The sequence below is a fragment of the Desulfosarcina cetonica JCM 12296 genome, assembly GCF_001311845.1.
Taxonomy (GTDB): Bacteria; Desulfobacterota; Desulfobacteria; order Desulfobacterales; family Desulfosarcinaceae; genus Desulfosarcina; species Desulfosarcina cetonica.
Window position 1 is genome coordinate 24,899 of record NZ_BBCC01000020.1, and the last position, 24,822, is coordinate 49,720.

The 24,822-nt window shown below is 54.7% G+C and carries 32 protein-coding genes and 3 pseudogenes; 20 read left to right on the forward strand and 15 right to left on the reverse strand.

Going from position 1 to position 24,822, the window contains the following annotated elements:
* The first annotated feature begins 15 nt into the window (after nt 1-15).
* From JCM12296_RS06845 to JCM12296_RS06855, 3 genes are read left to right on the forward strand one after another with little or no spacing between them, the layout of a single operon-like run.
* Complete coding sequence (locus tag JCM12296_RS06845) at nt 16-1,101, forward strand: ABC transporter ATP-binding protein (RefSeq protein WP_054691233.1); 1,086 nt, start codon at nt 16-18, stop codon at nt 1,099-1,101.
* 5 nt (nt 1,102-1,106) lie between these two features.
* The gene (locus JCM12296_RS06850) at nt 1,107-1,964 is read left to right on the forward strand and encodes an ABC transporter permease (RefSeq protein WP_054691260.1); all 858 of its coding nucleotides are present in this window, start codon (nt 1,107-1,109) and stop codon (nt 1,962-1,964) included.
* The gene (locus tag JCM12296_RS06855) at nt 1,961-2,815 is read left to right on the forward strand and encodes an ABC transporter permease (protein ID WP_054691234.1); all 855 of its coding nucleotides are present in this window, start codon (nt 1,961-1,963) and stop codon (nt 2,813-2,815) included. The genes JCM12296_RS06850 and JCM12296_RS06855 overlap by 4 nt, the downstream gene beginning before the upstream one ends.
* Before the next feature lie 31 nt (nt 2,816-2,846).
* Here the strand turns inward: JCM12296_RS06855 and JCM12296_RS06860 are convergent, their stop codons facing one another.
* Complete coding sequence (locus JCM12296_RS06860) at nt 2,847-3,053, reverse strand: hypothetical protein (protein WP_054691235.1); 207 nt, start codon at nt 3,051-3,053, stop codon at nt 2,847-2,849.
* A 400-nt stretch (nt 3,054-3,453) separates the two neighbouring features.
* Between JCM12296_RS06860 and JCM12296_RS06865 the strand changes: the two are divergent.
* From JCM12296_RS06865 to JCM12296_RS06875, 5 genes and pseudogenes are all read left to right on the forward strand, one after another.
* Nucleotides 3,454-4,017, forward strand: a pseudogene (locus tag JCM12296_RS06865) (protein phosphatase 2C domain-containing protein); the annotation flags it as partial.
* The gene (locus JCM12296_RS37915) at nt 4,014-4,175 is read left to right on the forward strand and encodes a hypothetical protein (RefSeq protein WP_157067422.1); all 162 of its coding nucleotides are present in this window, start codon (nt 4,014-4,016) and stop codon (nt 4,173-4,175) included. The pseudogene JCM12296_RS06865 and the gene JCM12296_RS37915, both read left to right, overlap by 4 nt.
* 97 nt (nt 4,176-4,272) lie before the next feature.
* A pseudogene (locus JCM12296_RS50250) lies at nt 4,273-4,497 on the forward strand (FHA domain-containing protein); the annotation flags it as partial.
* A gap of 147 nt (nt 4,498-4,644) precedes the next feature.
* Nucleotides 4,645-5,022, forward strand: a complete 378-nt coding sequence (locus JCM12296_RS43705) for an FHA domain-containing protein (protein ID WP_246804041.1) — start codon at nt 4,645-4,647, stop codon at nt 5,020-5,022.
* Nucleotides 5,023-5,058: 36 nt separating this feature from the next.
* Complete coding sequence (locus JCM12296_RS06875; protein WP_054691238.1) at nt 5,059-7,476, forward strand: protein kinase family protein; 2,418 nt, start codon at nt 5,059-5,061, stop codon at nt 7,474-7,476.
* A gap of 183 nt (nt 7,477-7,659) precedes the next feature.
* On the opposite strand, the gene JCM12296_RS06880 is transcribed toward JCM12296_RS06875, so the two are convergent.
* The 8 genes from JCM12296_RS06880 to JCM12296_RS06915 all read right to left on the reverse strand — a co-directional run bounded on the left by JCM12296_RS06880 (nt 7,660) and on the right by JCM12296_RS06915 (nt 11,355).
* On the reverse strand, nt 7,660-7,851 hold the full coding sequence (locus JCM12296_RS06880; protein ID WP_054691239.1) for a hypothetical protein: 192 nt from the start codon (nt 7,849-7,851) through the stop codon (nt 7,660-7,662).
* Nucleotides 7,848-8,261 (reverse strand): ATP synthase subunit B family protein, encoded by a 414-nt coding sequence (locus JCM12296_RS06885; protein WP_054691240.1) that lies wholly within the window; start codon nt 8,259-8,261, stop codon nt 7,848-7,850. Before JCM12296_RS06885 ends, JCM12296_RS06880 begins: the two co-directional genes overlap by 4 nt.
* Nucleotides 8,258-8,710: a F0F1 ATP synthase subunit B family protein gene (locus JCM12296_RS06890; protein ID WP_054691241.1), complete on the reverse strand. Its 453-nt coding sequence runs from the start codon at nt 8,708-8,710 to the stop codon at nt 8,258-8,260. Before JCM12296_RS06890 ends, JCM12296_RS06885 begins: the two co-directional genes overlap by 4 nt.
* 88 nt (nt 8,711-8,798) lie before the next feature.
* Nucleotides 8,799-9,047: an ATP synthase F0 subunit C gene (gene atpE / locus JCM12296_RS06895; protein ID WP_054691242.1), complete on the reverse strand. Its 249-nt coding sequence runs from the start codon at nt 9,045-9,047 to the stop codon at nt 8,799-8,801.
* A gap of 61 nt (nt 9,048-9,108) precedes the next feature.
* The gene (gene atpE, locus JCM12296_RS06900) at nt 9,109-10,083 is read right to left on the reverse strand and encodes an ATP synthase F0 subunit C (RefSeq protein ID WP_054691243.1); all 975 of its coding nucleotides are present in this window, start codon (nt 10,081-10,083) and stop codon (nt 9,109-9,111) included.
* Nucleotides 10,084-10,086: 3 nt separating this feature from the next.
* On the reverse strand, nt 10,087-10,707 hold the full coding sequence (gene atpB, locus JCM12296_RS06905) for a F0F1 ATP synthase subunit A (RefSeq protein ID WP_246804042.1): 621 nt from the start codon (nt 10,705-10,707) through the stop codon (nt 10,087-10,089).
* 41 nt (nt 10,708-10,748) lie between these two features.
* The gene (locus JCM12296_RS06910; protein WP_054691245.1) at nt 10,749-11,165 is read right to left on the reverse strand and encodes an ATP synthase subunit I; all 417 of its coding nucleotides are present in this window, start codon (nt 11,163-11,165) and stop codon (nt 10,749-10,751) included.
* Nucleotides 11,140-11,355 (reverse strand): AtpZ/AtpI family protein, encoded by a 216-nt coding sequence (locus JCM12296_RS06915; protein ID WP_083455915.1) that lies wholly within the window; start codon nt 11,353-11,355, stop codon nt 11,140-11,142. The genes JCM12296_RS06910 and JCM12296_RS06915 overlap by 26 nt, the downstream gene beginning before the upstream one ends.
* Nucleotides 11,356-11,922: 567 nt before the next feature.
* Between JCM12296_RS06915 and JCM12296_RS06920 the strand changes: the two genes are divergently transcribed.
* The 12 genes and pseudogenes from JCM12296_RS06920 to JCM12296_RS06965 all read left to right on the forward strand — a co-directional run bounded on the left by JCM12296_RS06920 (nt 11,923) and on the right by JCM12296_RS06965 (nt 19,917).
* Nucleotides 11,923-12,693 (forward strand): MBL fold metallo-hydrolase, encoded by a 771-nt coding sequence (locus tag JCM12296_RS06920; protein WP_054691261.1) that lies wholly within the window; start codon nt 11,923-11,925, stop codon nt 12,691-12,693.
* 36 nt (nt 12,694-12,729) lie between these two features.
* Nucleotides 12,730-13,275, forward strand: a complete 546-nt coding sequence (locus JCM12296_RS06925) for a precorrin-2 dehydrogenase/sirohydrochlorin ferrochelatase family protein (RefSeq protein ID WP_157067423.1) — start codon at nt 12,730-12,732, stop codon at nt 13,273-13,275.
* Entirely contained in the window at nt 13,272-13,403 is a 132-nt protein-coding gene (locus JCM12296_RS47145; RefSeq protein WP_281491942.1) for a hypothetical protein, read from the forward strand. The genes JCM12296_RS06925 and JCM12296_RS47145 overlap by 4 nt, the downstream gene beginning before the upstream one ends.
* 111 nt (nt 13,404-13,514) lie before the next feature.
* Nucleotides 13,515-14,225, forward strand: coding sequence for a c-type cytochrome biogenesis protein CcsB (ccsB, locus tag JCM12296_RS06930; protein WP_246804043.1), 711 nt, complete (start codon nt 13,515-13,517; stop codon nt 14,223-14,225).
* 71 nt (nt 14,226-14,296) lie between these two features.
* Nucleotides 14,297-14,422, forward strand: a pseudogene (locus JCM12296_RS48920) (hypothetical protein); the annotation flags it as partial.
* A gap of 92 nt (nt 14,423-14,514) precedes the next feature.
* On the forward strand, nt 14,515-15,561 hold the full coding sequence (gene hemA, locus JCM12296_RS06935; protein ID WP_306303977.1) for a glutamyl-tRNA reductase: 1,047 nt from the start codon (nt 14,515-14,517) through the stop codon (nt 15,559-15,561).
* A gap of 89 nt (nt 15,562-15,650) precedes the next feature.
* Nucleotides 15,651-16,589, forward strand: a complete 939-nt coding sequence (gene fabD, locus JCM12296_RS06940) for an ACP S-malonyltransferase (protein ID WP_083455918.1) — start codon at nt 15,651-15,653, stop codon at nt 16,587-16,589.
* 306 nt (nt 16,590-16,895) lie between these two features.
* A complete protein-coding gene (gene dksA, locus JCM12296_RS06945) occupies nt 16,896-17,258 on the forward strand; it encodes an RNA polymerase-binding protein DksA (protein ID WP_054691247.1) in 363 nt (120 codons plus the stop codon).
* Nucleotides 17,248-18,132: a PHP domain-containing protein gene (locus JCM12296_RS06950; RefSeq protein ID WP_054691248.1), complete on the forward strand. Its 885-nt coding sequence runs from the start codon at nt 17,248-17,250 to the stop codon at nt 18,130-18,132. Before dksA ends, JCM12296_RS06950 begins: the two co-directional genes overlap by 11 nt.
* Nucleotides 18,129-18,854 carry a ribonuclease III gene (gene rnc / locus JCM12296_RS06955; protein ID WP_054691249.1) on the forward strand — a complete coding sequence of 242 codons (726 nt, stop codon included), beginning with the start codon at nt 18,129-18,131 and terminating at the stop codon, nt 18,852-18,854. Before JCM12296_RS06950 ends, rnc begins: the two co-directional genes overlap by 4 nt.
* Nucleotides 18,851-19,243, forward strand: a complete 393-nt coding sequence (locus JCM12296_RS06960; RefSeq protein WP_054691250.1) for an ELP3 family radical SAM protein — start codon at nt 18,851-18,853, stop codon at nt 19,241-19,243. The genes rnc and JCM12296_RS06960 overlap by 4 nt, the downstream gene beginning before the upstream one ends.
* Complete coding sequence (locus tag JCM12296_RS06965) at nt 19,201-19,917, forward strand: ELP3 family radical SAM protein (protein WP_340147741.1); 717 nt, start codon at nt 19,201-19,203, stop codon at nt 19,915-19,917. Before JCM12296_RS06960 ends, JCM12296_RS06965 begins: the two co-directional genes overlap by 43 nt.
* Nucleotides 19,918-19,997: 80 nt before the next feature.
* Here the strand turns inward: JCM12296_RS06965 and JCM12296_RS41475 are convergent, their stop codons facing one another.
* From JCM12296_RS41475 to JCM12296_RS06990, 6 genes are all read right to left on the reverse strand, one after another.
* A complete protein-coding gene (locus tag JCM12296_RS41475) occupies nt 19,998-20,300 on the reverse strand; it encodes an ATP-binding cassette domain-containing protein (RefSeq protein WP_218187995.1) in 303 nt (100 codons plus the stop codon).
* Entirely contained in the window at nt 20,237-20,704 is a 468-nt protein-coding gene (locus JCM12296_RS06970) for an ATP-binding cassette domain-containing protein (protein WP_218187996.1), read from the reverse strand. Before JCM12296_RS06970 ends, JCM12296_RS41475 begins: the two co-directional genes overlap by 64 nt.
* A gap of 2 nt (nt 20,705-20,706) precedes the next feature.
* A complete protein-coding gene (locus tag JCM12296_RS06975) occupies nt 20,707-21,462 on the reverse strand; it encodes an ABC transporter ATP-binding protein (RefSeq protein WP_054691263.1) in 756 nt (251 codons plus the stop codon).
* Nucleotides 21,463-21,478: 16 nt separating this feature from the next.
* The gene (locus JCM12296_RS06980) at nt 21,479-22,447 is read right to left on the reverse strand and encodes a branched-chain amino acid ABC transporter permease (RefSeq protein WP_054691252.1); all 969 of its coding nucleotides are present in this window, start codon (nt 22,445-22,447) and stop codon (nt 21,479-21,481) included.
* Between the two features lies 1 nt (nt 22,448).
* Entirely contained in the window at nt 22,449-23,309 is an 861-nt protein-coding gene (locus JCM12296_RS06985; RefSeq protein WP_054691253.1) for a branched-chain amino acid ABC transporter permease, read from the reverse strand.
* A gap of 114 nt (nt 23,310-23,423) precedes the next feature.
* The gene (locus JCM12296_RS06990; protein ID WP_054691254.1) at nt 23,424-24,638 is read right to left on the reverse strand and encodes an amino acid ABC transporter substrate-binding protein; all 1,215 of its coding nucleotides are present in this window, start codon (nt 24,636-24,638) and stop codon (nt 23,424-23,426) included.
* Nucleotides 24,639-24,822: the final 184 nt, after the last annotated feature.

Here is a 24,822-nt window from a genome sequence, read left to right on the forward strand (position 1 = left end):
ATGGACGATTGATCAATGGCCATTGACCTGAATGTTGAAAACGTCAGCAAGACCTTCGGCGACTTTACAGCCGTTCGCGAGGTTTCGTTCGCGGTGGAAAAGGGGCGCTTTTTTTCCATCCTGGGCCCATCGGGTTGCGGTAAGACCACCCTTCTCAGAATGATTGCCGGGTTCATCGAGCCCACTGTCGGGCGGATTATGATTCGCGGTAAGGATATGGCCGGTTTTCCGCCCAACCGCCGGCCGGTCAACCTGATTTTTCAGCACCTGGCGCTTTTTCCAATGATGAACGTGGCGCAGAATATCGCCTTCGGTCTTCAGCGGCGCCGGGAGACGCGGGCCGAGATCGATCGCAAGGTGGACGATATCCTGGCACGGGTGGGGTTGCCCGGTTTTGGCGGTAAGCGCATCGACCAGCTCTCTGGCGGACAAAAACAGCGGGTGGCCATCGCCCGCTGCCTGGTCCTCGACCCGGCCGTGCTGCTGCTCGACGAACCCCTGGGCGCGCTGGACCTGAAGCTGCGCGAGCAGATGAAGGTGGAGCTCAAGAAACTGCAGGCCGAAGTGGGCACCACCTTTATCTACATCACCCATGATCAATCCGAAGCCCTGGTGATGTCGGATCATGTGGCGGTGATGAACGGCGGCCGTTTCGAGCAGGTGGATACGCCGCGGAACCTTTATGCCCGGCCGCAAACGCCCTTTGTGGCTCGCTTCGTGGGTGAGAACAACGGCTGGAAGGGTGTCGTCGCCGATCGGCAAGATGGTTTGTGCACGCTTCGTACCGACGACGACCAGTTGTTTTCCGCCGCGACGCACGACGACCTGCCGCCGGGAACACCGGTGATCTTTTTCATTCGTCCCGAAGCGATCATCATCGCTCCGGATGCCGGTCTGGAGAACTTCAACCGCATGACGGCGGTGATTCAATCGATCCTGTTCGACGGTGCCAACAGCCGCATGCTGGCAATGCCGGAGGCGGGTGCCACGGAGTTGATGATTGCTTTGCCGCAGAACCGTCAGTACGATCACCTGAAGGTCGGCGATCGCGTGGCGATCGGTTGGAGTGCCCGATCGGCCGTTTGCTTCAAGGATAGATGACCGCCATGCGCAGTCGACGTTCCCTAACTTTTTTGCTTTTTATCACGCCGGTCGTGTTGTGGCTGTTCCTGCTGATCGTGCTGCCGCATGTGGACCTGTTGCTGATGTCTTTCCACACCGAGGACGATTCCGGCGCCATGGTCTGGAGCCTGGTCAACTACCTCAATTTTTTTCAGGAGCCGGTCTACTGGCGTACGTTCATGCGCACCGCGATCTATGCCATTTTAGTGACGATGATCACCTTTGCCGTTTCCCTGCCGGTCGCCTTCTACATCACCAAAGTGGTTTCCCCACGTTTCAGCGGATTTCTCAGCCTGCTGCTCCTGATGCCCTTCTGGGTCAGTGAGCTGGTGCGGGTCTATGGCTGGATGATCCTTTTGCGGGAAAGTGGGGTGCTCAACCACTTTTTGATGGTGAGCGGGTTGCTGCAGCGTCCGGTGGAGATGCTTTACAATGACGTGACCATGGTGATGGGGCTGGTCTATACGTCCATGCTCTTTATGGTGGTGCCGCTGATTTCAGTGCTGGAGAGCCTGGACGACAGCCTGATCGAGGCCGCCTATGACCTGGGCGGCGGCATCTTTAGCATCGTTACCCGGATCATCATTCCCCATGCCATGCCGGGGATCATGTCCGGCGGCATCGTTGTCTTCATGCTTACCCTGGGCAACTATCTGACCCCCAACCTCATCGGCGGCAAGAACTCTCTTTGGTTCACCGAGCAGATTTACAACCAGTTTATCGCCAGCTTCAATTGGAACCAGGGTGCCGCTTTCGGATTCCTGCTGCTGGTGCTCTCTTCATCGATCATCTGGCTGGGGCTCAAGCTGACCCGCCAGAAACTCAGCCAGGTGGTTCAATGATTCGCTCACTGCCCAATACCCGGCCCTACACGATCGGCTTCAAGATCTACGTGGGGTTGTTTTTCAGCTTTCTTTTCCTGCCCCTGGTGGTCACCTGCGTGCTGGCCTTCAACGACTCCCCTTTTCCGGCGCTCCCCTGGAAAGGCTTCACCCTCACATGGTTCACCGGTGATCAGCCCGGACGAGTGGGCATTTTTCACGACACGGTCAACCTCTCGGCCATCTGGGTCAGTTTCAAGGTGGCCTTCTGGGTCTCGCTTTTATCCACCATTGTCGGTACCTGCGGCGCTTTTCTGTTCGAGCAGGAGCAGTTCCGCTTCAAACAGGCGCTTTACTTCCTGATGTTGGCCCCCCTGGTGGTTCCCGGCGTGATTCTCGGTATTTCCATTTTGCTCTTCGCCAACACCTTGGGCGTGGCCGTGGAGAACACCTTCAATTTAGACGTACCCCTCTTTCGGCCCGGATTCTGGCTGGTGGTGTTGGGCCAGTTTTCCTTCATCGCCACCCTGGTGACCTTGGTGGTTTCGGCGCGTTTGAAAAAATTCGATCGTACACTGGAAGAGGCGGCCCTCAACCTGGGTGCCAACCGCCTGGAGGTGATTTGGCACATTACGCTCAAGTTTCTGCGACCGGCCATCATCGGTGCTGGTGCGGTGGCCTTTCTCATGTCCTTTGAAAACTTCAACACCACCCTGTTTCTGGTCGGCTCCGAAGCCACCCTGCCCATTACCCTCTACCTTCAGGTGCGAGACGGATCCACGCCGGTGATCAACGCCATTTCTTTTTTACTGATTGTCGGGACGTCACTTCTGGCCTTGATTAATTTGACTTTCAGCCGAAAAAAGGAATAGCGCTGGCGATCGTTGCGTCAAGGGGCGAGGATCAGCGGGTCGTTTCGAGCATCGGCGATTGGATTTGCCGGCTTTCGACGGCCGGTCCTTCATGTGTGCGCATCTCGGTTGTGCTGTGGGTGAAGATCAGGACGCTCAAAAGGATCAGGGCGACGGTGCAAAGCAGACCATAGGGTGAAAAAAACTGCAGAACCGACGCTTCGATCCGTGTCGTGACGGTATCGCTAAGGGTCTTCATCTTTTCACCTCCGGGTTGATACGGTTGATCTTAAATGCTTTTGGGATACTTATATGAAAATATAATCCGACCTACCGGCAGCCTCCAAGACCGAATAACGGCTGGAGCATTTAATGCAATTATAGCCCACTGTCTGACACTTGGAAACAAGAATTATGAATTGAATACAGAACATGAATATTACTTAGCTTTGAATCAGATTTCTTATGATACCACTGTTTTGCTTGACAACCATTCAAATTTATTGTCTTTAAGAAAAAAAGGGGCAAAACATGGTTACGGTTAGCGCCGCAGGTTGGAGTGACATCGGAAAGGTTCGCAAGGCGAATGAAGATTCTTATCTGCTTAATGAAGCTTTGGGGCTTTATGTTGTGGCGGATGGGATGGGGGGCATCGCGGCGGAGCGGTCGCCAGCCGGATCGCGGTAGAAACCATTGACGTGTCCATGGTCCTGTTGGCCGGCAAATCCGATGAAGCGGATCCTGCAGAGCAAGCCAATAACCTGCCATCACCCATCGATCGACTGCTTCAGAGCATCCAACGGGCCAATCAGAAGATCCATGCCAAATCTGTCGCCGAGGCCGCCTTGAGGGGGATGGGGACAACCGTTTCCGCCCTTTATGTCGCTGGCGCCTCCCTGTATACGGCAAATGTCGGTGATAGCCCCATTTACCTGCTGAGAAACGGGCAAATTGAAAATCTCTACACCCCTCACACCCTGCTTCATGAGTATAAGAAACTCCCCAAATCGTTGGAAGGGCGCTATCCTCCCGGAAAATTGGCCCATATCCTGACCCGAGCCGTGGGAATCCGGTCGGATGTGAAGGTGGACACGGTGGAAACACCATGTTTTGCCGGCGATATCGTCGTTCTGTGCAGCGATGGCCTCAGCGGAAAATTATCCCGGGAAGAGGTCCGGGACATGGTCTATCAAAACGACCTTGAAACGGCCTGCAAAAAATGACCGAACTGGCCCTTCAACGCGGTGGTGAGGACAACATCACGGTCATTGTTGTTCGTGTCGTTGCGGAAAAGGGTGGCTCGAACCCCTCCCTGATCAAACGGATTGCAGGCTTCCCGGCATGGATTGCTTCACTTTTCGGTGCCCGTAAACGGTCCTGAGCCTCAAACGCGTGTTTTCTAATCGACCGGCGTCCATGGCGAAAGCGTAACGGTGGCGGACGGCTGTCTAACGTATGGGTGAACAAAAGGCGGTCAAATGATCAGATTGCTTGTCAAGTTCAAAGACCGAACCATCAAGGAGTTCAACCTTGAGCATATCGAAACATTTTCCATTGGTCGAAATCCAACCCACCATTTGGTCATCGACAACTATGCCGTTTCTGGTGATCATGCGGTCATCAGCAAGGAAAACAATCGGTATGTTCTGAAAGACACTTACAGTAAGAATGGAACCTTCCTGAATGGGCTGACCGTCAAGCAGGCCACGTTGAAGAATGGCGATATTATCACCATTGGCAAACATGCCTTGGTTTTTCTGGACCGGGGCCGGCCAAGACCTCAATTGCTTCATGGCGGTTTGAAAACGACCGCCTTACCCGGTGACCCGGGACCGGACCACACGATGTTCATGGATACGGAACTTTATCGCCGGATGCTCGCTGAAAGTGGCGATATTCCTGAAATACCTGAGGCGCAGGCGTATGTGGCGTTCTTAGCCGGAGGTAGTGGCCGTTTCGATTTGGTAAAAAGTCTGATCACCATCGGCCGGACCCATCACTGCGATATCGTCATGGGTGGTTTTTTTTCTTTCCTGGCCGGCGATCCGGCGGCGGTGATCAGCAAAACGCCGCAACATTACTACATCACTCACCACAGCGGGTGGATTCGGCCAAAAATCAACGGGAAGGCCATTCAAGGCCCGGTACGTTTGGAAGACATGGATATTATCAAAATCGGATCGGTGGTGCTTCAATATGTCGCCCGTCGCCCGGACATTGTTCGATAAAATACCCTTCATGCATGTGATATGGACGTCAGCGCGATGAAAAAATGGTTTTTTCTCGTCGTGGTTGCGATGCTTTGCGCCCTATGGACCTCTTCTTTGGAGTTGAATGAATGGGTCGACCGTGGGGTGATCTATATTAAGGGAGGGGAACCGTTTCTCGTAGATCACGTCAACGATTCGGGTCAACTCATTTATTACGAAGTCGACGGCAAGAGCGGCATGTTCCTGAAGCGTGATGTCGCCTCGGTCGGCTCGGTGCGGGTAGAAAAAAGGACAGCGGTACGCCTGATTGTCGACCAATACAAGCAACGATTTCTGAATGCCCTGGGAACACCGCACGGCATAAACCGCATCATTGATGCCCGCCTCCTTATTTTTTTAGCCATATTTTTCTGCTTTGCCCTTTTCATGCGGTTGGGTCGCGCCCTTTTTTCCAATATGGGTAAAAAAGCGGCTGGGGGGGCGATGGTCGGTTTGAACGCCCGATCCACCGAGGAGATGATCCGCACCGTTTCCCCGAAAAATCAGGAATCCTCCCATCTTCGCGATATCGCGCTGTTTTTCTTGGAATTATATAAAATCCAGAATGGATTTTTGAAAGATGCGCCGGCGCGTTTTTCAATGACGCCCGATTCTGCGAAGCGGAAAATGAAAACGTTCGATTTAGGTCTAAAAGGCGCGAATGATTGGTTGACCCGGCGCATGTCGATCGGCCCGCTGGGGGAGGAGTCCGGTAGTAAAAGCAAATGTTTTTACGTGATTTACGATACGCCTATGGTGGTCAAGATACCCCCATCTCCGGTGACCGACATTACAAAATATGTAACCGCTATCCGCCGAGAGCTGCAAATTGCCGCGCAGCTCGCACCTATCGCTTGCATTGTCCCGATGGTATCCGTCGTCCTCAAGAAGATCAAGACCTTGCCCTATGCCTCGAGCCTGACCAGCGAACAATTGGAGAAACAGTATATCCGGCTCATCGAGGGAAACACCGAGTTCCAGGACGATCTCAAAATCGGCGGCCACTTCGCTTTTTTCATGGAATTGAGCAACAATTTCTTTTTAGGTCGCGTGATCGATGAACTGCACGGTTCCAAGGCCAGGATCGGGGATGAAATCCGAGCGATTTCTGATGCGATTTGGGATCAGGAGGCCTTTACCAGCCGCTATGGTTTGGATGCGTTGCCTGTTTTTGAAAGTCTCCAAACCCTCTATCAACACTGCGAGGCGGAGGCAAAACGGATCATCGGGGACGCTGATCAGGCGGAACAGGTGCTTCCCTATCAAATTAAAAACTGCTTTCTCGTAACCCTTGCCGGAGACGACGATCCGAGAGATGATAAGGGGCTTGATCCGACGCTATTCGAACAACTCAGAAAAGGTTTTGGGCAAATTTTCAAACGCCACCCCAAGGCGGCGGACAATCTGATTCGGCTTCTGAAGCGCCATGTGGAGATGCTGGTTTTTCTGAAAAGCCGGTTTCAGATCGAAAACATCGCTTCAAACATGTTGCAACTGCTTTGCCTTTTGTCCGAAAAGCAAGTCGCCCTGCGCGATCTTAAACCCGACAATCTATTTCTGGCTGCCGATCCGGACAATTATCCCATCTTTTTAAATAACGCAGATGATTTCACCATTGGTGTGATTGATGTTGAAACCGCTGTTTCGTTGATACCCACAAGAGATGGCCACATTGCCCAACCGCTTCTCGGTGGGACCCCGCTTTATGCGACCCCTTTGCATATGCTGAATAACGATACCATCGCGCTTTATTTCGGAAGTCCGGCCAAAGCCCTTCATTTTCAGGATTGGTTTGCCACCCTGGCGATCATTTTCAAGGCGGTTACGGGAAGAAATCTATTCCCGCGCGCTGCCCGTTCCTTCCCGGAAGTATTGAAGATTCTCAAGTCTGGACGTTCGAAAACAGATCCCGATGAGGAAACGGTCAAGGCCATGAGTCATAAATTCTGGTCGGCGGCGACGATGGATCTCAAAACGCAACTGGCCGCTTTCGGCGAAACACTGAACCAACTTCAATTGCAGATTCCGGATGCGATGGTTGCGGTGTTTCGGGAAGCGGTGGAACGAGAGGCGCTGTCCGTTGAGCGGCTGATTACGCGGACGGTTTGTGAATCATCACTTCTTAAGAGTGAGAAAAACAAATCTTTTCTGCTGACGGCGGAAGGGCCGGTGCTTTCCCGGCAGATAGAACGCTGGCAACGCGGCGCCGAGCTTTCTGAGGCGCATCGCGACTTGGCTCCCCAAATGGTCGCTTTTCTCAACGACCTGTACCGTCTTAAACAAAAAGCGACCGATCACCAGGCGCTGCTGGCAAGGCTGGTCTCTCCCTGTAAGCTGCCGGCGTCCACCCTACTGGAAACCATGTTCCAGATGGTTTACAAAAATATGTTCAATGCCCGTTGGGGCAAGCCAAGTACCCCACAGACCCATTGATGGTTTTGCGTTAAATCCATCTCCATCTATGGCGGGCGGTTCCTTGGAAAAAAGCAAAACGCCAGTAGCTGCATCGGATTACAGCTGCTGGCGTCGATCGCTTCGTTTGAATTTTTACGCATCCGTCGCAAATGCGACTTTTTACCCGTGTATCAAACCCAACCGCGCATGGCGGCAGGGGGATTACACTTGGTCTTGCTCGATTTGCATGCCCTTCATGTAATTATCCAGAAACATTTGATTGTCGATATCCGTAATCAATCCTGGAAGACGCGTGGTGGCCTGTTCGAAGGCCATGTCGGCCAACTCCATTTTAAGTTTTGTTTTTGCCTGGAGGATGCGCGTTTCCATTTTGGCGCGGGCCGCTTCGATCATGGCGGCGCTCTGACTGTGGGCCTGCTCGATAACTGCCTGCTTATGGCTTCGCCCTGGGCGATCAAGCGATCTTTCATTTCAAGCAGCCGCTGCTGGTTTTCCTCGGTTTGAAGCCGAGCTGCATTGATTTCATCAATGTAACGCGCCTTTTCATCCTCCAGGGCCTTCAGTTCGGTGGCGGTCTCTTCCTTTTGCCCGCTGAGAAACTGCTTCATGGGCCCCCGGCCGTATTTGTAGATCACGGCCGATAGGAGGATGAAATTGAACCATTTCATTGCCAGATCATAAGGCGCGCGCCATTCCGGGCTGGCTGCCAGGGCTATTCCGGGCAGCAACACCAGGGATAGAAACGTGAGTATGGCCGGCCACGTTTTGTTGTCGTGCGCCTCAATCCGCCGGTAGGTGATCATTGCAGCCTCCGATGCAGTACTTTTTCCATGACCAGGGTGGTGAGTGACTCAACTTCTCCTTGCAACTGCGAGCGGGCCGTTTTCAATTGCTCGTTGACCTTCGCCTCGGTGGCGTTGCGTAAATCGGTAATATCCGTCCGCGCCGATGCGACGATTGTTGAAGCATCTTGATCCGCCTCCTCCTCCAGCTTGCTGACCACCTCATTGGCTTCTTTGAGAAGTTTTTTCCGCTGAGCATCGAGATCCCTGTTCAGCGTGTCAAGGTTCGACTTCGCCGTTTCAATATCCGTACTGATCGTTTCGAAGTACGTGTTCCGCTCATCCCGCATGCTGATCAGCGGCTGAATCATGATCCGGTTCATCACATACAGAAAAATCAAAAACGATATCAGTTGGATAAAGAAGGTTTCATTGATGCTGATCAGTGCCGTAGCGCTGATGATCTCCATGATCCATTACTCCATCTGTGCAGGTTGGGACGGCCTTATCCAGATACGCCCACGATCCGAAAAAGAAAGACGTTCACAAAGCCTTGATTTAGACAACAAACAGCAGGAGCAAGGCAACCACGAGGGAATAAATCCCGGTCGACTCGGAAACGGCCTGACCCACGAGCATGGTTCTTGTCAAGAGGCCTGCTTCCTGGGGGTTGCGCCCGATGGCTTCACACGCCTTGGCGGCTGCCATGCCTTCACCCACGCCCGGGCCGATGGCGCCTAAACCCATTGAAATTCCGGCACCCAAAAATGCAGCTGCTTTTACGATGTCTACACCCTCAATAGCCATGTTTCCCTCCAGTTGAAGAATTCATTATAAGTTCCCGCCGCTACGTCTAGCACCGGCGAATTTACATCACAAAAATTAAAACCAAGGCAACGACAAACGAATAGATACCGGTGGATTCGGAAACCGCTTGGCCCACCAGCATGCTGCGAATCAATATGGGCTGGGCTTCCGCATTGCGCCCGAGCCACGAAACGGCGCTGCTCGCCGCAAGTCCTTCACCGATGCCGGGCCCGATGGCGCCCAGTCCCATGCATAAGCCGGCCGAAACCAGCCCGAAAGCCGGAGCCAAATCCGGTGTGGCGGCAAAGCCTTTAAACAGCAGGATGAAACTGATTAAGAGCCCATAGATGCCGGTGGTTTCAGAGACCGCCTGGCCGAGCAACATCAAATTGGTAATCGGGCCGGCAGAAGATGGATTTCTGGCGATGCCTTCGCAACAGGCGCCGGCCACCTTCCCCTCGCCGATGGCCGGACCGATGGCCGCGATGCCCGTGGACAGGCCCGCACCCATCAGTGCCGCCCAGGTCGGCCCGAAAGGTTGTTTGGTGAAATCAAAAAACATCAGGATCAAGGCGATGACCAATGCATAAATCGACGTTGTCTGGCACACGGCAGACCCCACCAGCATGCTGGTGGTCAATCTTCTGCCGGCGGCAGGCTGCCTGGCCATACCTTCGCAGGCGGAAGCCGCGGGAAACCCGGAACCGACCCCCGAACCGATGGCGCCGAATCCCATGCAAAGGCCGGCCGCTAAATAGGCCCAGATGGTGATGGGCTGGGGATTCGGTGTGGAAGAGAAAAGGAGTAGCATGGCGATGACCAATGAAAAAATAGCGGCGGATTCCGCAACAGCCTGACCCACCAACATATTCTTTAGTATATCGCCGGCATTGTCGGGGTTGCGCGATAAGGCGGAATTGGCCGCCGCCGCCGTATACCCTTCGCCGATGGCCGCACCGATGGCTCCCATCCCCATGGAAATTCCGGCACCCACAAAAGTCGCTATCTTGACACCTATTTCGATATCTAAAGTCATGTCTTATTTTACCTGTACCGAGATGTAGACGATCGTTAGCATGGTAAATACAAAGGCTTGAATCGCGCCGACGAAAAGGCCGAAAAAGGCATTGAGAAACGGTGGCAGCAGAATGCTGAAACACAGATGGGAAACCACCAGGATGATGATGGATCCCCCCATGATGTTGCCGAAAAGACGAAAGGAGATGGAGACAATCTTTGCCAACTCCCCGATCAGGTTCAGGGGCATCATGATGAAAAACGGCTCGAAATACTCCTTGGTGTAATCCTTGATCCCCTTGCTTTTGATGCCGACATAATGGGCGATGACAAAACCCAAGACGCCGAGGCTCAGTGGGGTGTTCAGATCCTTGGTGGGCTCCTCGAGATGGGGAATGATGCCGATCCAGTTACACAACACCAGAAACATGAAAAGGGCTATTGTCAGTGGGGCATAGGTTTTCGCCAGTTTTTCCCCCAAGGCATCTTCGGTCAGATCGTACAGCTTGGAAACGAACAGTTCGCCAAGCACCTGCATGGTTTTTGGCACCATGCTCCTCTTGCGGGTGCTGAAGATGCCGAACAAGATGAGTAGAATCATGACGATCCATGTGTAGGCAATGGCATCTAGATTGAATGTCATCTTGTGACCAAGCAAAGGAACGATGAGCTGGTGTACCTTTCCTAATTCTTCCATGTGAATGCGCCTTTTTCACCTTCCCCGGAAAAGAAGAAATTGCGATAGAGATGATCAGCCAGAATAACCACTTGAACCGTAAACAGACCGGCAATGGTTGCAATGAGATTAAACCTGGGAAACTTGATGGCAACCACCACCGGAATGGCGATGAAAGCATAACGACAGCAGAGGTTGATAAACGATGAGATGGAGGCTTTCACCCGGTCGGCCTTGATTTGCTTGTGGAGGGTCAGGGACATCCAGACGAAATTGAGCGTACTGAATACGGCCCCCAGCACCACGCCCCGGCAAACCGTCGGGTAGCCCAGAATCAAAAATCCCAGACCCACGAAAATTGCCAGGGCCAGGGATTTAGCCCCATAATTTTTTTGAAGATTACGAACGGTCGATGCGGGGATCATCGGGATCTTCCTTTTTTTTGGGATCCGTCACCTCAATTATCTGCCGGTAGCAGACATTCGCCCCACCGGCGACGCCAAGGAGAATGAATATCGTGGTAAACACGCCCCGAAATTTCAGCAATTTGTCCAAGTAGTGACCGATGAAGAAACAAAAACAAATGCAGCCGGCCATGGTCAGTCCCAGCTGCATGACCACGGTCAGGTTTTCGACCCAATCCCGATCTTCCTTGTAATCGAAAAAAGCACGTTTCCGTTTTTTTCATCGGTTCTCTTGTTCACCAAACGCCACGCAGCCTGAGGGCGAACGAATTCGCTCAAATATAATTAACGATGCTGATGAATGAGACAAATAGGACACAAGCGGTTTTGCGCGAAAGGAAGAAACGTACCGCGCCGCTTGTGATTAGAAAAACACCCTCTCCTCGGACAGCCGCAGAAATAGCAAATCGAATTCAGTATTGTCAAGCGTCATGATTGTTCGTCCGTATCTTAATTTCAATTCGACCGCTTTGACAGGTTAAGTGTTCAAAAACGAACACCTTTCGTCATCGGGGGCGGCACCCGCCGGAATCCTTTGGTCGCTTATGGTTGTCTTCAGCGAGGCGCCATCGTATCATGCCTTTTTAAAGGAAGGCGCCATTGGGAGGCGCCATTTTTCGGTTCTGGGTATTTCGACAAGAAAGGGTCGTTTTCATTTTTCGCCGTCTACATTTTGTGCAATCTTCGGATCCTGTTCGAACATAGGAGCAATCTTTCCATGGAAAGTCAGATCGTCATTCTCGGATCGGGTACCTGCGTCCCCTCGCTTTTACGAAATCCCAGCTCGTTTCTGATGCGAACCCGTGAAGAAAACCTGCTGTTCGATTGTGGGGCCGGTGTCATGCGCCGGCTTCTCGAAGCCGGGGTTTCCATTTTTGATATTTCCCACCTTTTCCTCAGTCATTTTCATCCCGATCATATCGGAGAGCTGGCGGCCTTTTTGTTCGCCCTGAAATATCCGAAGCCTTCGCCCCAAAAGCGGAAGCTGACCATTTTCGCCGGAACCGGCTTTAGTCGGTTTTTTGAAAAACTCAAGGGCGTTTATGGGCATTGGATCACCTTGCCACCCGATAGGTTGGCGGTGGTCGAACTGGACACGGCGGGATATGATCATTTCGACACGCCTTTTTTCCAGGTGACGTCCCTGCCCGTCGCCCATCGGCCGGAAAGCCTTGCCTATCGGGTGGAGGATGCGGCGGGGCGCGTGCTGGTCTATTCGGGAGACAGCGACGATTGTGACAATCTGATTAAAATCGCCGACCATGCGGACATGCTGGTCTGTGAGGCGGCCTATCCGGACGGCCAGAAGGTGGATGGCCATCTGATCCCCTCCCTGGCAGGCCGGATTGCCCGCGCGGCTGCGGTCAGATGTCTGGTGTTGACCCATTTTTATCCGGCCTGCGACGCCGTTGATATTGAAAAACAATGCCGAAGCACCTATAATGGTCCGATTGTGCTGGCTCGGGACCTGATGCGCCTGACGCTTTGATTGCCGTTGCGGACGATACTCCAGGAAGCTTTGGAAATGCGTTATTATCCCATAAATCTTGATATTCAGGGGCGACCGTGCCTCGTGGTCGGGGGCGGCCGTGTGGGCGCCCGTAAGGTAAAGACCCTGCTCCAATGCGGCGGCGCGGTGACGGTGGTCAGCCCCGAGGCAACGGCCGGGTTGGCAACTTTGGCGGCCGACGGGCAGATTGTGCTGAAACAGCGGTCCTATCGTTCCTCAGATATGGAGGGCCAATTTCTGGTCATCGGGGCCACGGATGATGAGGCCTTGAACCGGCGAATCCATGCGGATGCGGAGCGGTTTCACATTTTGTGCAATATTGCGGATCGGCCGGCGATTTGCAATTTCACCCTTCCGGCAATCGTCCGGCGGGGTGATTTTATGATGGCCGTTTCGACGGCGGGGAAAAGCCCGGCTTTCGCCAAACACATCCGCCAGCGCCTGGAATCGGAATTCGGTCCCGAATATGGCACCCTGTTGGAGCTGATGGGGGCGATCCGGACCAAATTGCTGGCCGAGGCCCATGCGCCGGAAGCGCATAAGCCCTATTCGAGGCATTGATCGCCGGAGATCTGCTCAATCGGGTCAAGGATGGGAAGACCGACCGCATTGACCAACTGCTGGCACATGTGTTGGGCCCTGGCTTTACGGTCGACCAGTTGATGGCCGATCGGGCGCCCAAGGAGTGACATGGAGCCTGTTTTCATCATCGCCACGGTTTTCTACCTGCTTAGCTGCGCCGGTTACCTCGGTTATCTTTTTTTCAGCGGGCACCCCTGCACCGCTTGGCCATGGGGCTGATGCTGACGGCTTTCCTCCTTCACTCGGTATCGTTGGTGGTTTGCGGCGTCCGGACCGGTATTTTTCCGGTGAACAATTTGCATGAGACCCTATCGGTGACCGCCTGGGCGCTTGCCGCGGTCTTTTTGGTTTTTTCCTGGCGGTTCAAGCTGAAGATCCTCGGCATTTATGCCGCGCCCCTCATCACCCTGACCATGATCGCCGCCCACCAGATGCCCCAGCCGGCGGCCCATGACCCGCAACTTTTCAAAAGCTGGTGGCTCGCGGCCCATATCATCACCGCCTTCCTGGGCAACGCGGCACTTGCCTTGGCCGGCGGTCTGGGTTTGCTGTATCTGCTCCAGGAAAATGCCATCAAAAAGAAAACCAGGGGCTTTTTCTTCAGTCGGCTGCCGTCCCTCGACCTTTTGGATGTCGTTGGCTATGCCTGCATCGTCACCGGGTTTTCGATGATCACGGTGGGTTTGATTACCGGTGTGATCTATGCCAAGACGGTCTGGGGGCATTTCTGGAGCTGGGACCCGAAAGAGGTCTGGGCGGCCATTACCTGGCTTTTTTACGCCGCCCTGCTCCACGAGCGCCTGACCGTGGGCTGGCGTGGCCGGCGGGCCGCCCTCATGGCCATCGTCGGTTTTGGCGTGATGTTGTTCACTTTTTTAGGGGTGAACTTTTTGCTTAAAGGCCATCATGGGGTTTTTACGGCCATGTAGGCGAACGAAGGTAAAAACGGTTTTCCGAAGCATTTGGTAATGCCCGCCGAAGACCGCTAACGATCGTGACCATGCGTGATATCGTACTGATTGGACTGAATCATAAAACCGCTTCCGTGGATGTTCGGGAGTGTATTGCCTTCACGACCGAGGAAACCGAACGGGCGTTGAAAGCATTGGGCGCTCATCCGGCCATCGGCGAATCCGTTCTTTTTTCCACATGCAACCGCATTGAACTGTTGATGGCCGCCGATGAAGGCTGTCGGCAATTTCGGCGGCCAAGCAATTCCTGGCGACATTCAAAGACGTTCCCCTTTCCCAGTTCGAATCCTCCCTTTATCAGTACGTGGGGGAAGATGCCGTGCGGCATACCTTTCAGGTGGCCGCCAGCCTGGATTCCATGGTGGTGGGGGAACCGCAGATCCTTGGCCAGATGAAAGAAGCCTATCGCAAGGCCACCCTGGAGAAGACTTCCGGCGTCATTCTGAACAAGTTGCTCCACCGCACATTTTTTGTGGCCAAGAAAGTCCGTACGGAAACCGGCATCGGCGACCACGCGGTGAGCATCAGCTATGCCGCCATCGAGCTGGGTAAAAAGATCTTCGGCGATCTGGCCGGCAAGCGGGTGATGCTGATCGGTGCCGGAGAAATGGCCGAACTGGCCGTCGAGCACCTGATTCGAAACCGCGTCGGGGCCATTACGGTGGCCAACCGAACCTTTGCGCGGGGCGTCGAGCTGGCCGAGCGGTTTTCCGGCCAGGCGATCAAATTCGAGGAGATCGTTGATTTTATCAAAGACGTAGACATCGTGATCAGTTCGACCGGTGCTACGGGATATGTCTTGCGCAGGGAACAGATCAAGGACGCCATGCGCAACCGGCGCAACCGCAGCCTCTTTTTTATCGATATCGCCGTTCCGCGGGACATCGATCCGGCCATCAACCGGATCAACAACGCCTATGTTTACGACATCGACGACCTCAAGGGGATCGTTGACGACAACATCGAAGACCGGCAGCGGGAAGCCGTCAAGGCCCAAAGAATCATCGATGAAGCCGTGATCGGCTTTCGTAAATGGTACGATACGTTGGCCGTGGTGCCGACCATCGTTTCGCTACGCGGCAAGGTGGAAGCCCTGGCCCGCCAGGAGCTGGAAAAAACCTTGGCCACGCTGGACCACCTCCCGGATGCGGACAAACAGGCGGTCAAACGCATGACCGACGCCCTGGTCAACAAAATCCTGCACGAACCGACCCGATTTTTAAAGAAAAATGGCTGTTATGGCGACAAATCGGTTTCGCTTGATCTCACGCGTAAATTGTTCAATCTGGATTGACCGCAACCTTACGACGAACCCGGATCGTCCGTGGCTTTCAAGGGGCTATGGCCCGTGCCGCCGGATCGATGACCAGACGGAGGAATGCTTTGAAGAAAATCGCCTTTTTGTTTCCCGGGCAGGGCTCCCAGGCAGTGGGCATGGGCAAAGATCTGTTTCAGGAATACGACGTCGTGCGGGAGATCTTTGATGCCGCCGATGATATTGCCGGCACCCACATTTCGAAATACTGCTTCAACGGTCCCATGGAAACCCTGACCGAAACGGTCAACCTGCAGCCGGCGGTGACGGCGGTCAACCTGGCCTGCCTGACGGCCATCCAACGCGCCGGTATCGATTGTGCCTTCTCGGCTGGCCACAGCCTGGGGGAATACAGTGCCCTGAAAGCCGCCAACGTCCTTTCCATGGCAGATACCCTGCGCTTGGTGTTTCGACGCGGCGAGCTGATGCACCGTGAGGCGACCCGTTTCAAAGGCGCCATGAGCGCCGTTGTCGGGCTGGATATCGAAGCGGTCAACCAGTTGGTGGAAGAAAACCCGACATCGGGAGTGGTTTCCGTCGCCAACCACAATTCCGCCGAGCAGATCGTGATCACCGGTTCGCCCGAGGCCGTGGCTGCCGTCTCGGCGGCGGCGAAGTCCAAAGGGGCGCGGGCGATTCCGTTGAAAGTGAGTGGGGCCTGGCACAGCGACCTGATCAAGGGCGCCGAAGCCGAATTCGGCGCTTTTCTGATGACGATTCCCTTTGCATCGCCGACGCACCCGGTGATTCACAATGTGACGGCGGACAGTTGCAGCGATGCCGACGCGATCCGGCAACTCATGGCGCGCCAATTGTGCAGCCCGGTGCGGTGGTACGACACGGTTTGCCGGTTGGTCGAGGAAGCGGTAACGGTTTTCGTGGAAGTCGGGCCGGGAAAGGTGCTGGCCGGTCTGCTTAAAAAAATCGTTCCGGCGGATTATGCATGCCAGGTTTACAATGTCAGCAACCTGAAATCATTGGAGACATTGTCCAAGGCCCTTGCTTGAGACCCAAGATGGAAGGCTGATAGCGATTATAAATCGTCAGAAATACCACCATTTGGCATTTTTCATGGGATATTTGACATGCTTACCCGTCGCCACCGTGAAAAAAAATTACCTATAAACCCAATGCGGTTAGCCTGAGGAATTTCCCCCTACTGCCGGACTTAAAAGCAACATCTTGAATTATAAATAAAATATCATTTTTTCAGCTGGTTTCCGGATTGACAATTTTGCTTTACATGCTCATATCCTTGTGTTAATTTTTAAATTTCTTAATCACACTCACTTTTACGGTTTCAGGATTGAGCGATGGACCCAAAAGATCTGAAATTTTTTGAAGAGCTTCTTCATCGGCGGTTGCAGGAACTGTTGAGTAATGCAGGCGAGACCGTTTCGGGAATGACGGAACAGAAGGAAAATTTTCCGGACCCTACCGATCGGGCCACCTTGGAATCGGATCGCAATTTCATGCTACGGATTCGCGACCGTGAGTACAAGTTGATCAATAAAGTCAAAAAGGCGCTTGACCGCATCGAAAACGGCACGTTTGGAATCTGTGAAAAATGCGGCGAGGATATCTCCATTGAGCGGCTCAAGGCAAGACCGGTCACCACGCAGTGCATTGACTGCAAGACCAAAGAGGAGGCTTTTGAGAAAGCCCTTGGCATCTGACGGACAGCCCGGTATTGATCTACATATTCACTCCACGGCCTCTGACGGTTCCCTGACGCCATCCGAAATTCTGACAATGGCGGTTAAGCTCGGTTTGAAAGCCATTGCCATCACCGACCACGACACCCTTTCCGGTTCGGCTGCCGCCATAAACGGCGGTATTCCTTCTGCACTTCAATTCCTGACCGGCATCGAAATCAGCGCGGCAGCCCCCCCGGGTTACCGGATGAATGGTAGTGTCCATATTCTTGGATACGGCATCGCGCTTGGCAATCCGGTCCTCAGCAGCTTGCTTGATCAATTGCAGCAGGCCAGGGAAGACCGCAACCCCCAGATTATTGCAAGGCTCAATGCCCTGGGCATGGACCTGAGCATGGATGAATTGGCTGCGGTGGTGGGCGATGCCATGGCCGGACGACCGCACATTGCCCAACTGATGATCAAAAAGAAACTCGCCACGTCCATCGATGATGCCTTTGATCGTTTTCTGGGCAAAAACAAACCGGCCTATGTCCACAAATACCGAGCGCCGATGGACGCAGCCATTGATGCCATCCGTCAGGCCGGCGGCATTGCCGTGCTGGCGCATCCCATTCTCAATGGAATTACCGATTCGGATCTTTTCGAGAAATTCTTACTGACCCTCAAAGCAATGGGCCTGCAGGGGATCGAGGCCTATTATCCCGATCATTCTTCCGCGCTTACCGCCGAATACTGCCGCCTGGCCCATAAACACGATCTGTTGATTACCGGCGGATCGGATTTTCATGGCGATGCCACGCCAGGGATTTGCATGGGGGTCGGTGATGGCCGGCTGCATGTGCCCTATGCCTTGTATACATCACTGGTCGCCTGTCTGAAAGCATGCGCATGAACGCTACCAACATGGAAACTGCCTTGCGGGAAGAGCTGGAAGCAGCACTGGGCTACCGGTTTGAAGTCCCGGAGCACTTGACGCACGCCCTTTGCCACAGCTCCTATGTGAATGAGCAACCGCAAGCGGACATGCAGAGCAACGAGCGGCTCGAATTTCTGGGCGATGCCGTCTTGAACCTGGTGATCAGTCATTTGTTGATGGCGCGTTATTCGGAGATGACCGAAGGGGAACTCTCCAGGAACCGGGCTCTCTTGGTCAACGAAACCCGGCTTGCCGCCATTGCCAGGGAAATCGGAATCGGGCCGCACCTGCTCCTGGGTAAGGGCGAAGCCCTGACCGAAGGGCGGGAGAAGAACTCGATCCTGGCCGATGCGATGGAGGCACTGATTGCCGCCATTTACCTGGATGGTGGATTCGATGCCGCCTTTGATTTCGTCGAAAAACGGTTTCGCGAGCGTCTGCGCAGCACCAACCGTAGCCGTTATGCAACCGACTACAAGAGCCGGTTGCAGGAACGGGTCCAATCGATCTATCGACAGATCCCACGCTATCAGGTGGTGGGCTCCAGCGGTCCCGATCACGATAAAACCTTCAGGGTGCGCATGACGGTAGCCGGAATCTCCGCCGAGGGAGATGGCAAAAGCAAAAAAATGGCCGAACAGGAGGCCGCCCGTTCAGGCCTTGAACAGCTTGATCGACCCTCTGCCAATCAAGCATGAAACCCAATGGCAATCGCGCACCGCTCGACCGACACCTGATCGTTCCGTTTTTCATCCCCCACATGGGATGCCCCCACCAATGCGTTTTCTGCAACCAGCGAACGATTACCGGAAAATCGGCGCAGACACCGACGGCGGAAGCCCTGCATACCGAGGTAAAACGCTTTCTCAAGCATGCCAAAAAGCGGTATGCATCCATTCAGATCTCTTTTTTTGGCGGTAACTTCCTTGGGCTTTCACCCGATACGATCAAGGCACTGCTGAATGCGGCGGTTCCCTTTGTCCGACGGGGTGAGGTGGACAGCCTGCGTTTTTCCACGCGGCCGGATACGATCACCCCGCAAGCTTGGCCGCCATTGCCGACGATCCCGTATCAACGGTCGAGTTAGGCGTTCAATCCATGCACGATTCCGTGCTCAAGGCTGCCGCGCGGGGCCATCGGGCCATGGACACGGTCAGGGCCGCCGCGCTGATCAAAGCACGCGGATATCAGTTGGGGCTCCAGATGATGGTTGGCCTGCCAGGGGATAACGATGCCGGTGCGATCGCTACCGCCCATGCGCTGGCCGCCCTGAAGCCGGATTTTGTGCGGATTTATCCGACCCTCGTCTTGGCGGGCAGTCCACTGGCGGAATTGTTTCGTTGCGGCCGGTACCATCCCATGGCCCTGGATGCCTGCGTCACCTTGGTCAAACAGCTCTTTTTGATTTTCAAGGCCCAACGGATTCCCGTGGTGCGCATGGGGCTGCAGGCATCGGATGGGTTGGCCGACCCGGCAAGCCTGCTGGCCGGTCCCTACCACCCGGCGTTCGGCCATTTGGTATACAGCGAAATTGTCCTGGATGCCATTCAGGGCGTCCTGGCGCATGGCCAGGATCCTCCCCGAAACCTATCCATCGTGACTCACCCCCGAATGGTGTCCCGTGTTCAGGGATTGAACAAACGCAATTTGCGGCACTTGCAGGCGGCCTATCATCTGGAAGAGATCGTCATTACCCAGGATGCGCGGTTCGCCCCCAACCAAATCCGGGTCGGCAGCCAGACCCTCTACCTTGATGCCTGATGTCCGCATTGAATGGGTTGTCTGGTGCCGTCAAGCTTGGCTGGTGGGTGGGAACCGCGAGAGGCCGTCGTCCGACGGTGCTACATCCCCAGGTAGATGGCTTTGATCTCTTTATTTTTCAGCAGACGTTTCGACTCGCCCTGCATGGCTACTTTCCCGGTAGACAGAACGTATCCATAATGGGAATTGTCCAAGGCCAGCTGGACGTCTTGTTCCACCAGTAAAACCCCGGTGCCCTGACTGTTGATGGACTTGACGACGTCGATCAGGTTGTCCACGATGAGCGGTGCCAGCCCCATGGACATTTCATCGATGAGGATCAGCTGCGGGTCGCCCATAAGTCCCCGGGCGATGGCACACATTTGCTGCTCGCCACCCGACATGCTTCCGGCACTCTGGTTCGCGCGCTCCTTGAGCCGGGGAAAGATATCGTAAATACGGGAAAGCTTTTTTGGATGCCCCCCGATCGACGGCGACTGAATGCGCCCATGATGAGATTTTCCTCCACCGTCATCTGGGGAAACAACCGTCGTCCCTCAGGGACATGGATGATTCCCCGGTCGACAATTGCCTTGGACGCGGCTCCGGTGATATCCTTATCCCGGAAGATGATCTGGCCTTCATCGGGTGGCAGAAGGCCGGAGAGCACCTTGAGCAGCGTCGACTTGCCGGCGCCGTTGGCGCCGACCAGCGAGACGATCTGTTTTTCCCGCACTTCCAGATTGATATCCCAGAGCACCTTGACGTCGCCGTATCCGGCGCTAAGGCGGTTGACTTGCAGCAGCACGATCAGTCTTCTCCCTGTCCGGTCAGTTGCCGGTAGCGTTTTCCGAGATAGGCCTGGATGACGTTTTCGTTGTTCAACACCTCGTCGACGGGGCCGTCGGCAATCTTTTCACCATGGTGGAGGACAAAGATGCGGTCGCAGACACTTTTTATCGCCCGCATCACGTGTTCGATCACCAGGATGGTTTTGCCGGTGTCCCGAACCTTGCGAATCAGTTCCACGGCCTGGTCAATTTCTCCGAAATTCAGACCGGCCATAACCTCGTCGAACAACACGACCTGGGGCTCCATGGCCAGGGCCTTGGCCATCTCCAAGCGTTTACGGGATGCCACACTGAGTTGATCGGAGCTTTTGTCTTTCAGGTCGGCCAGTCCGACGAATTCCAGAATTTGTTCCGCGCGTTCCAGGGCCTGGCGCGCCGATTTTTGCTTGCCGCCAGCGCCGAACATGGCGCCGATGGCTGCATTCTCCTTGACCGTCATGCCGGGAAAAGGCTGGACGACCTGAAAGGTGCGGCTGATCCCCCTGCGGCCGATCCGGTAAGGCTTCTCGCCGGAAATCCGCTCGCCCCGGAAATAGACTTCGCCTTCCGAGGGTGGATAGATCCCGGTAATCACGTTGACCAGAGTGGTCTTGCCCGCACCGTTCGGCCCGATCAGCCCCACGATTTCGCCTTCCTCGATTTGAAAGTCGACCGCATTGACCGCGATGAGCCCTGCAAACCGTTTGGTCAGATGGTTGCCTTCAAGTACGGCCACCTGATTCACCTCTCTATCAGATCCGGTGCTCCCGAATGTTTTGAAGAAAATAGGCGATGCCGAACCGGCGACGGGTGACCATATCGATCACGCCCTTGGGCGTGAACACAATGGCCAGGATCACCAGGGCACCGAAGAACAGGGAATGGGCCACGAGAAAATAGTCGGACAGGAATTCCGAGATCACCTCGATACTCACCGCGCCAAACAAAGGACCGAAGAGTCTTCCCATCCCCCCGAACACGGCCATCACGATCATCTTGACGGTCATGCCCACGCTAAACACGGGACCGGGTTGAATGAACGCCTGTTGGTACGCGTAGACGCTGCCGGCCAACCCGGTGAAAAAACCGCTCATGGCAAAGGCGGCGGTCTTGGCGACGGTGGTGTTGATGCCTGCCGAATCGGCGGCTTGTTCGTTTTCCCGGATGGCAATCAGGGAATAGCCGAACTTGGCCTTGAGCATCAGATGGGTGGCCAAAAGGGTCAAAACCGCTGTCGCGAGCATCATGTAATAGAAAAACCAGTATTGATGCCGGACCGATAAGTCGAGCATCGGCAGGTAAATTCCGGCGTTTCCCTCGGTGATCTCCAGGTTTTGCACCAGGGCTTTCATGGCCTCTGCAACCCCGAGGGTGGCGATGGCAAAATAGTGGCCCCGCAGACGCAGCACGGGAAGCCCGATGATCACGGCGAAGAGGGCCGCGCCAAGACCTGCGGCCGGATACGCCACGGCAAAGGGCAGTCCGCCTTTTTCCATCAAGATGGCGGTGGTATAGGCACCGATACCGAAAAAGACGACATTGCCGAACGAGGCGTAGCCGGTGTAGCCGCCGATGATGTTCCAGGCGCTGGCCAGCACGGCGAACATCAGGATATCGGTGCCGAAACGGATGACGAAATTATTGTCCACCAGTGGAAAGGCACCGGCGAGCACCAAGCCGATCCCGCAACCCACAAGAATTTTAATCGTTTTGGTTTTCACCTCAGTCCGTGCCCCCCAATATCCCTTTGGGCCGGATGATCAGGACCAGCACCAGGATTGTAAAACCGATCAGGTCCGAATAGGTCGATCCGAACCAGTTACTGCCGAAAGACTCGGTGAGCCCCAGCGCCAGACCGCCGATGATCGGTCCGAGCATGCTTCCCAGACCACCGATGATAACCACCACAAAAGACCGCAGCGTCAGGATCCCGCCCATCATCGGACTGATCGGAAACAGGATCGCCCAAAGCGTTCCCGCGGCACCGGCGGCGCCGATGCCAAGCCCAAAGGTCAGCGCGTAGGTGTGCGCCACGTCCACGCCGACCAGCCGTGCCCCGTCAAGATCCTGGGATGTGGCGCGAATCGAGCGCCCCAGATGGGTCCGGTTGAGAATGAAGAAAAACAGGAGGCTGATGAGGATGACCAGACCGAAGGCCACCAGCCGTACGGTGGGGATGGTGACCCAATGGCCGATGCTGAAATTGGCCGCGCCATAAGCGACTTCCACCTTGCGGACATCGGCGGTCCAAGCGACCAGGGCCAGGTTGTTGATGAAGATCTCGATTCCAAAGGCCAGAATCAGGGTGATGAATGCACTGGCCCGGATGACGTAATTGATCAGATAGCGTTGGATCCCGTAGCCCAGGATGAAAAGCAGGCCGACGGAGAAAAACAGACTCAGGAACGGGTCGATCCCCAGCAGGGTAAAGAGCCAGTAGGTGACGAATGCGCCAAGCATGATAAATGATCCGTGCGCGATGTTGATGATATCCATCACGCCCCAAATCAGCGACATCCCGATGGCCATCAAAGCATAGAGTCCACCCTTGAGCAGCCCGTTGATCAATATCTGCAACAGCATGGGACCGGTTTCTCCGTAAGCATTTCTATCACTCGTGCGCCGGGCCCGGAAAATCAGGACCCGGTTTGATTCAATACCCGGAAGGCGCCTTTTGGAAGCCCGGCGGACAGTGGATTATCTGTCTGTCCAACACGTAAACGGGTAAACCGGCGTTTTTGTGCCGGTCGGAAAAACCTGGTAGATTTCTCCGCCCTGGATCTGGAGCACCACGCTGGTTCCCTTGATCTGGCCGTTTGGGCTGAACTGGACACGTCCGTAAATCGTGTTCAGGTCAGTCGCCGCGATGGCGTCTCTGACTTTTTGCGGATCCAGGGACCCGGCCTTCTCGATGGCATTTTTATAGACCGCCACATCCGCGATGCCGCTGGCGTTGTGGTAGTCGGGGTCGTAGTCGAATTTGGCTTTGAACTGCTGGACGAACTGCTGGGTGTCGCTGAACAGCAATCCCTTGAAGTTCATCTGGGTCGACCAGCTCGCCACGCCGTAAATGTATTCCGCATCTTTTCCCAGCGAATGTCGGAAATCGGCCTCCGACGGCCCGACCGTCATGGCGATCAGCTTCGGACAGACGTTGAGTTCCTTGGCCTGCTGGGTGAAATTCAGAGACTCCTCGGTGTGGCCTGACAATAGCACCACTTGGGCGTTTTTGGACTTGATCTTGGTCAGAAGCGAAGTAAAATCAGTGGCTCCCTCAGAGTATTTTTCGAACAGCACCACGTCCAGTCCCATCCCTTTGGCCAGTTTTTTGGTCCCTTCCGCCACGCTGACGTCGAACTTGTCGTCCGAATAAAGGATCGCCACGGATTTGGGTGCCGGCTTCAAGGTTTCGAGCATGTCGAGGGTCGATTTAAAATACTGCCCGGCCGGCGGCAGGGTGCCGAAAATGTACTTGTTGCCCCTGCTGAAAATTTTACCCGACGCCCCACCCCCTTCGATCATGGGTACCCGGTAACGTTGGGCGACGATGCTATCGGGGATCGTAATGCCGCTGGAATAGGGACCCAGAAGAAAATTGACCTTGTCCTCGGAAATCAGTTTTTCCACCAACTTCGAGCTCTCGGTGGGGTCACTCTTGTCGTCGTAGTAGATGATCTTCATCTGGTAACGCTTGCCGCCGACGTTCACGCCCCCGGTTTTATTGATCTGTTCTACGGCCATATCGTAGGAATCGCGGTAAAGTTTACCGGTCCGGCTTTGCCCGCCGGTAAACGAAATGGCACATCCGAGGTTGATGGTGGGGTCCGCGGCCGCCGTGTCCGGAGGCCCAAAGAACAGAATCATAGCGAACACCGCAGCCAACGTCAGAATCACTCCGCAGGGTCGTTCCATGAAGTTGCCTCTTTGTGTTAGGGTTCAATGGCGAAAGTCGATCTCACCGTCTTTATAAACCAAAAATAAATGATTAGCATTCAGTTTCTAAGGCGTACCACCCCGACGCTCATCCGTCAAGGGGGCACGGGTAGGGCTCCCGGGTAGCCGCATGCCATGCGCTGACCGGCTTTTGGGGGCCATG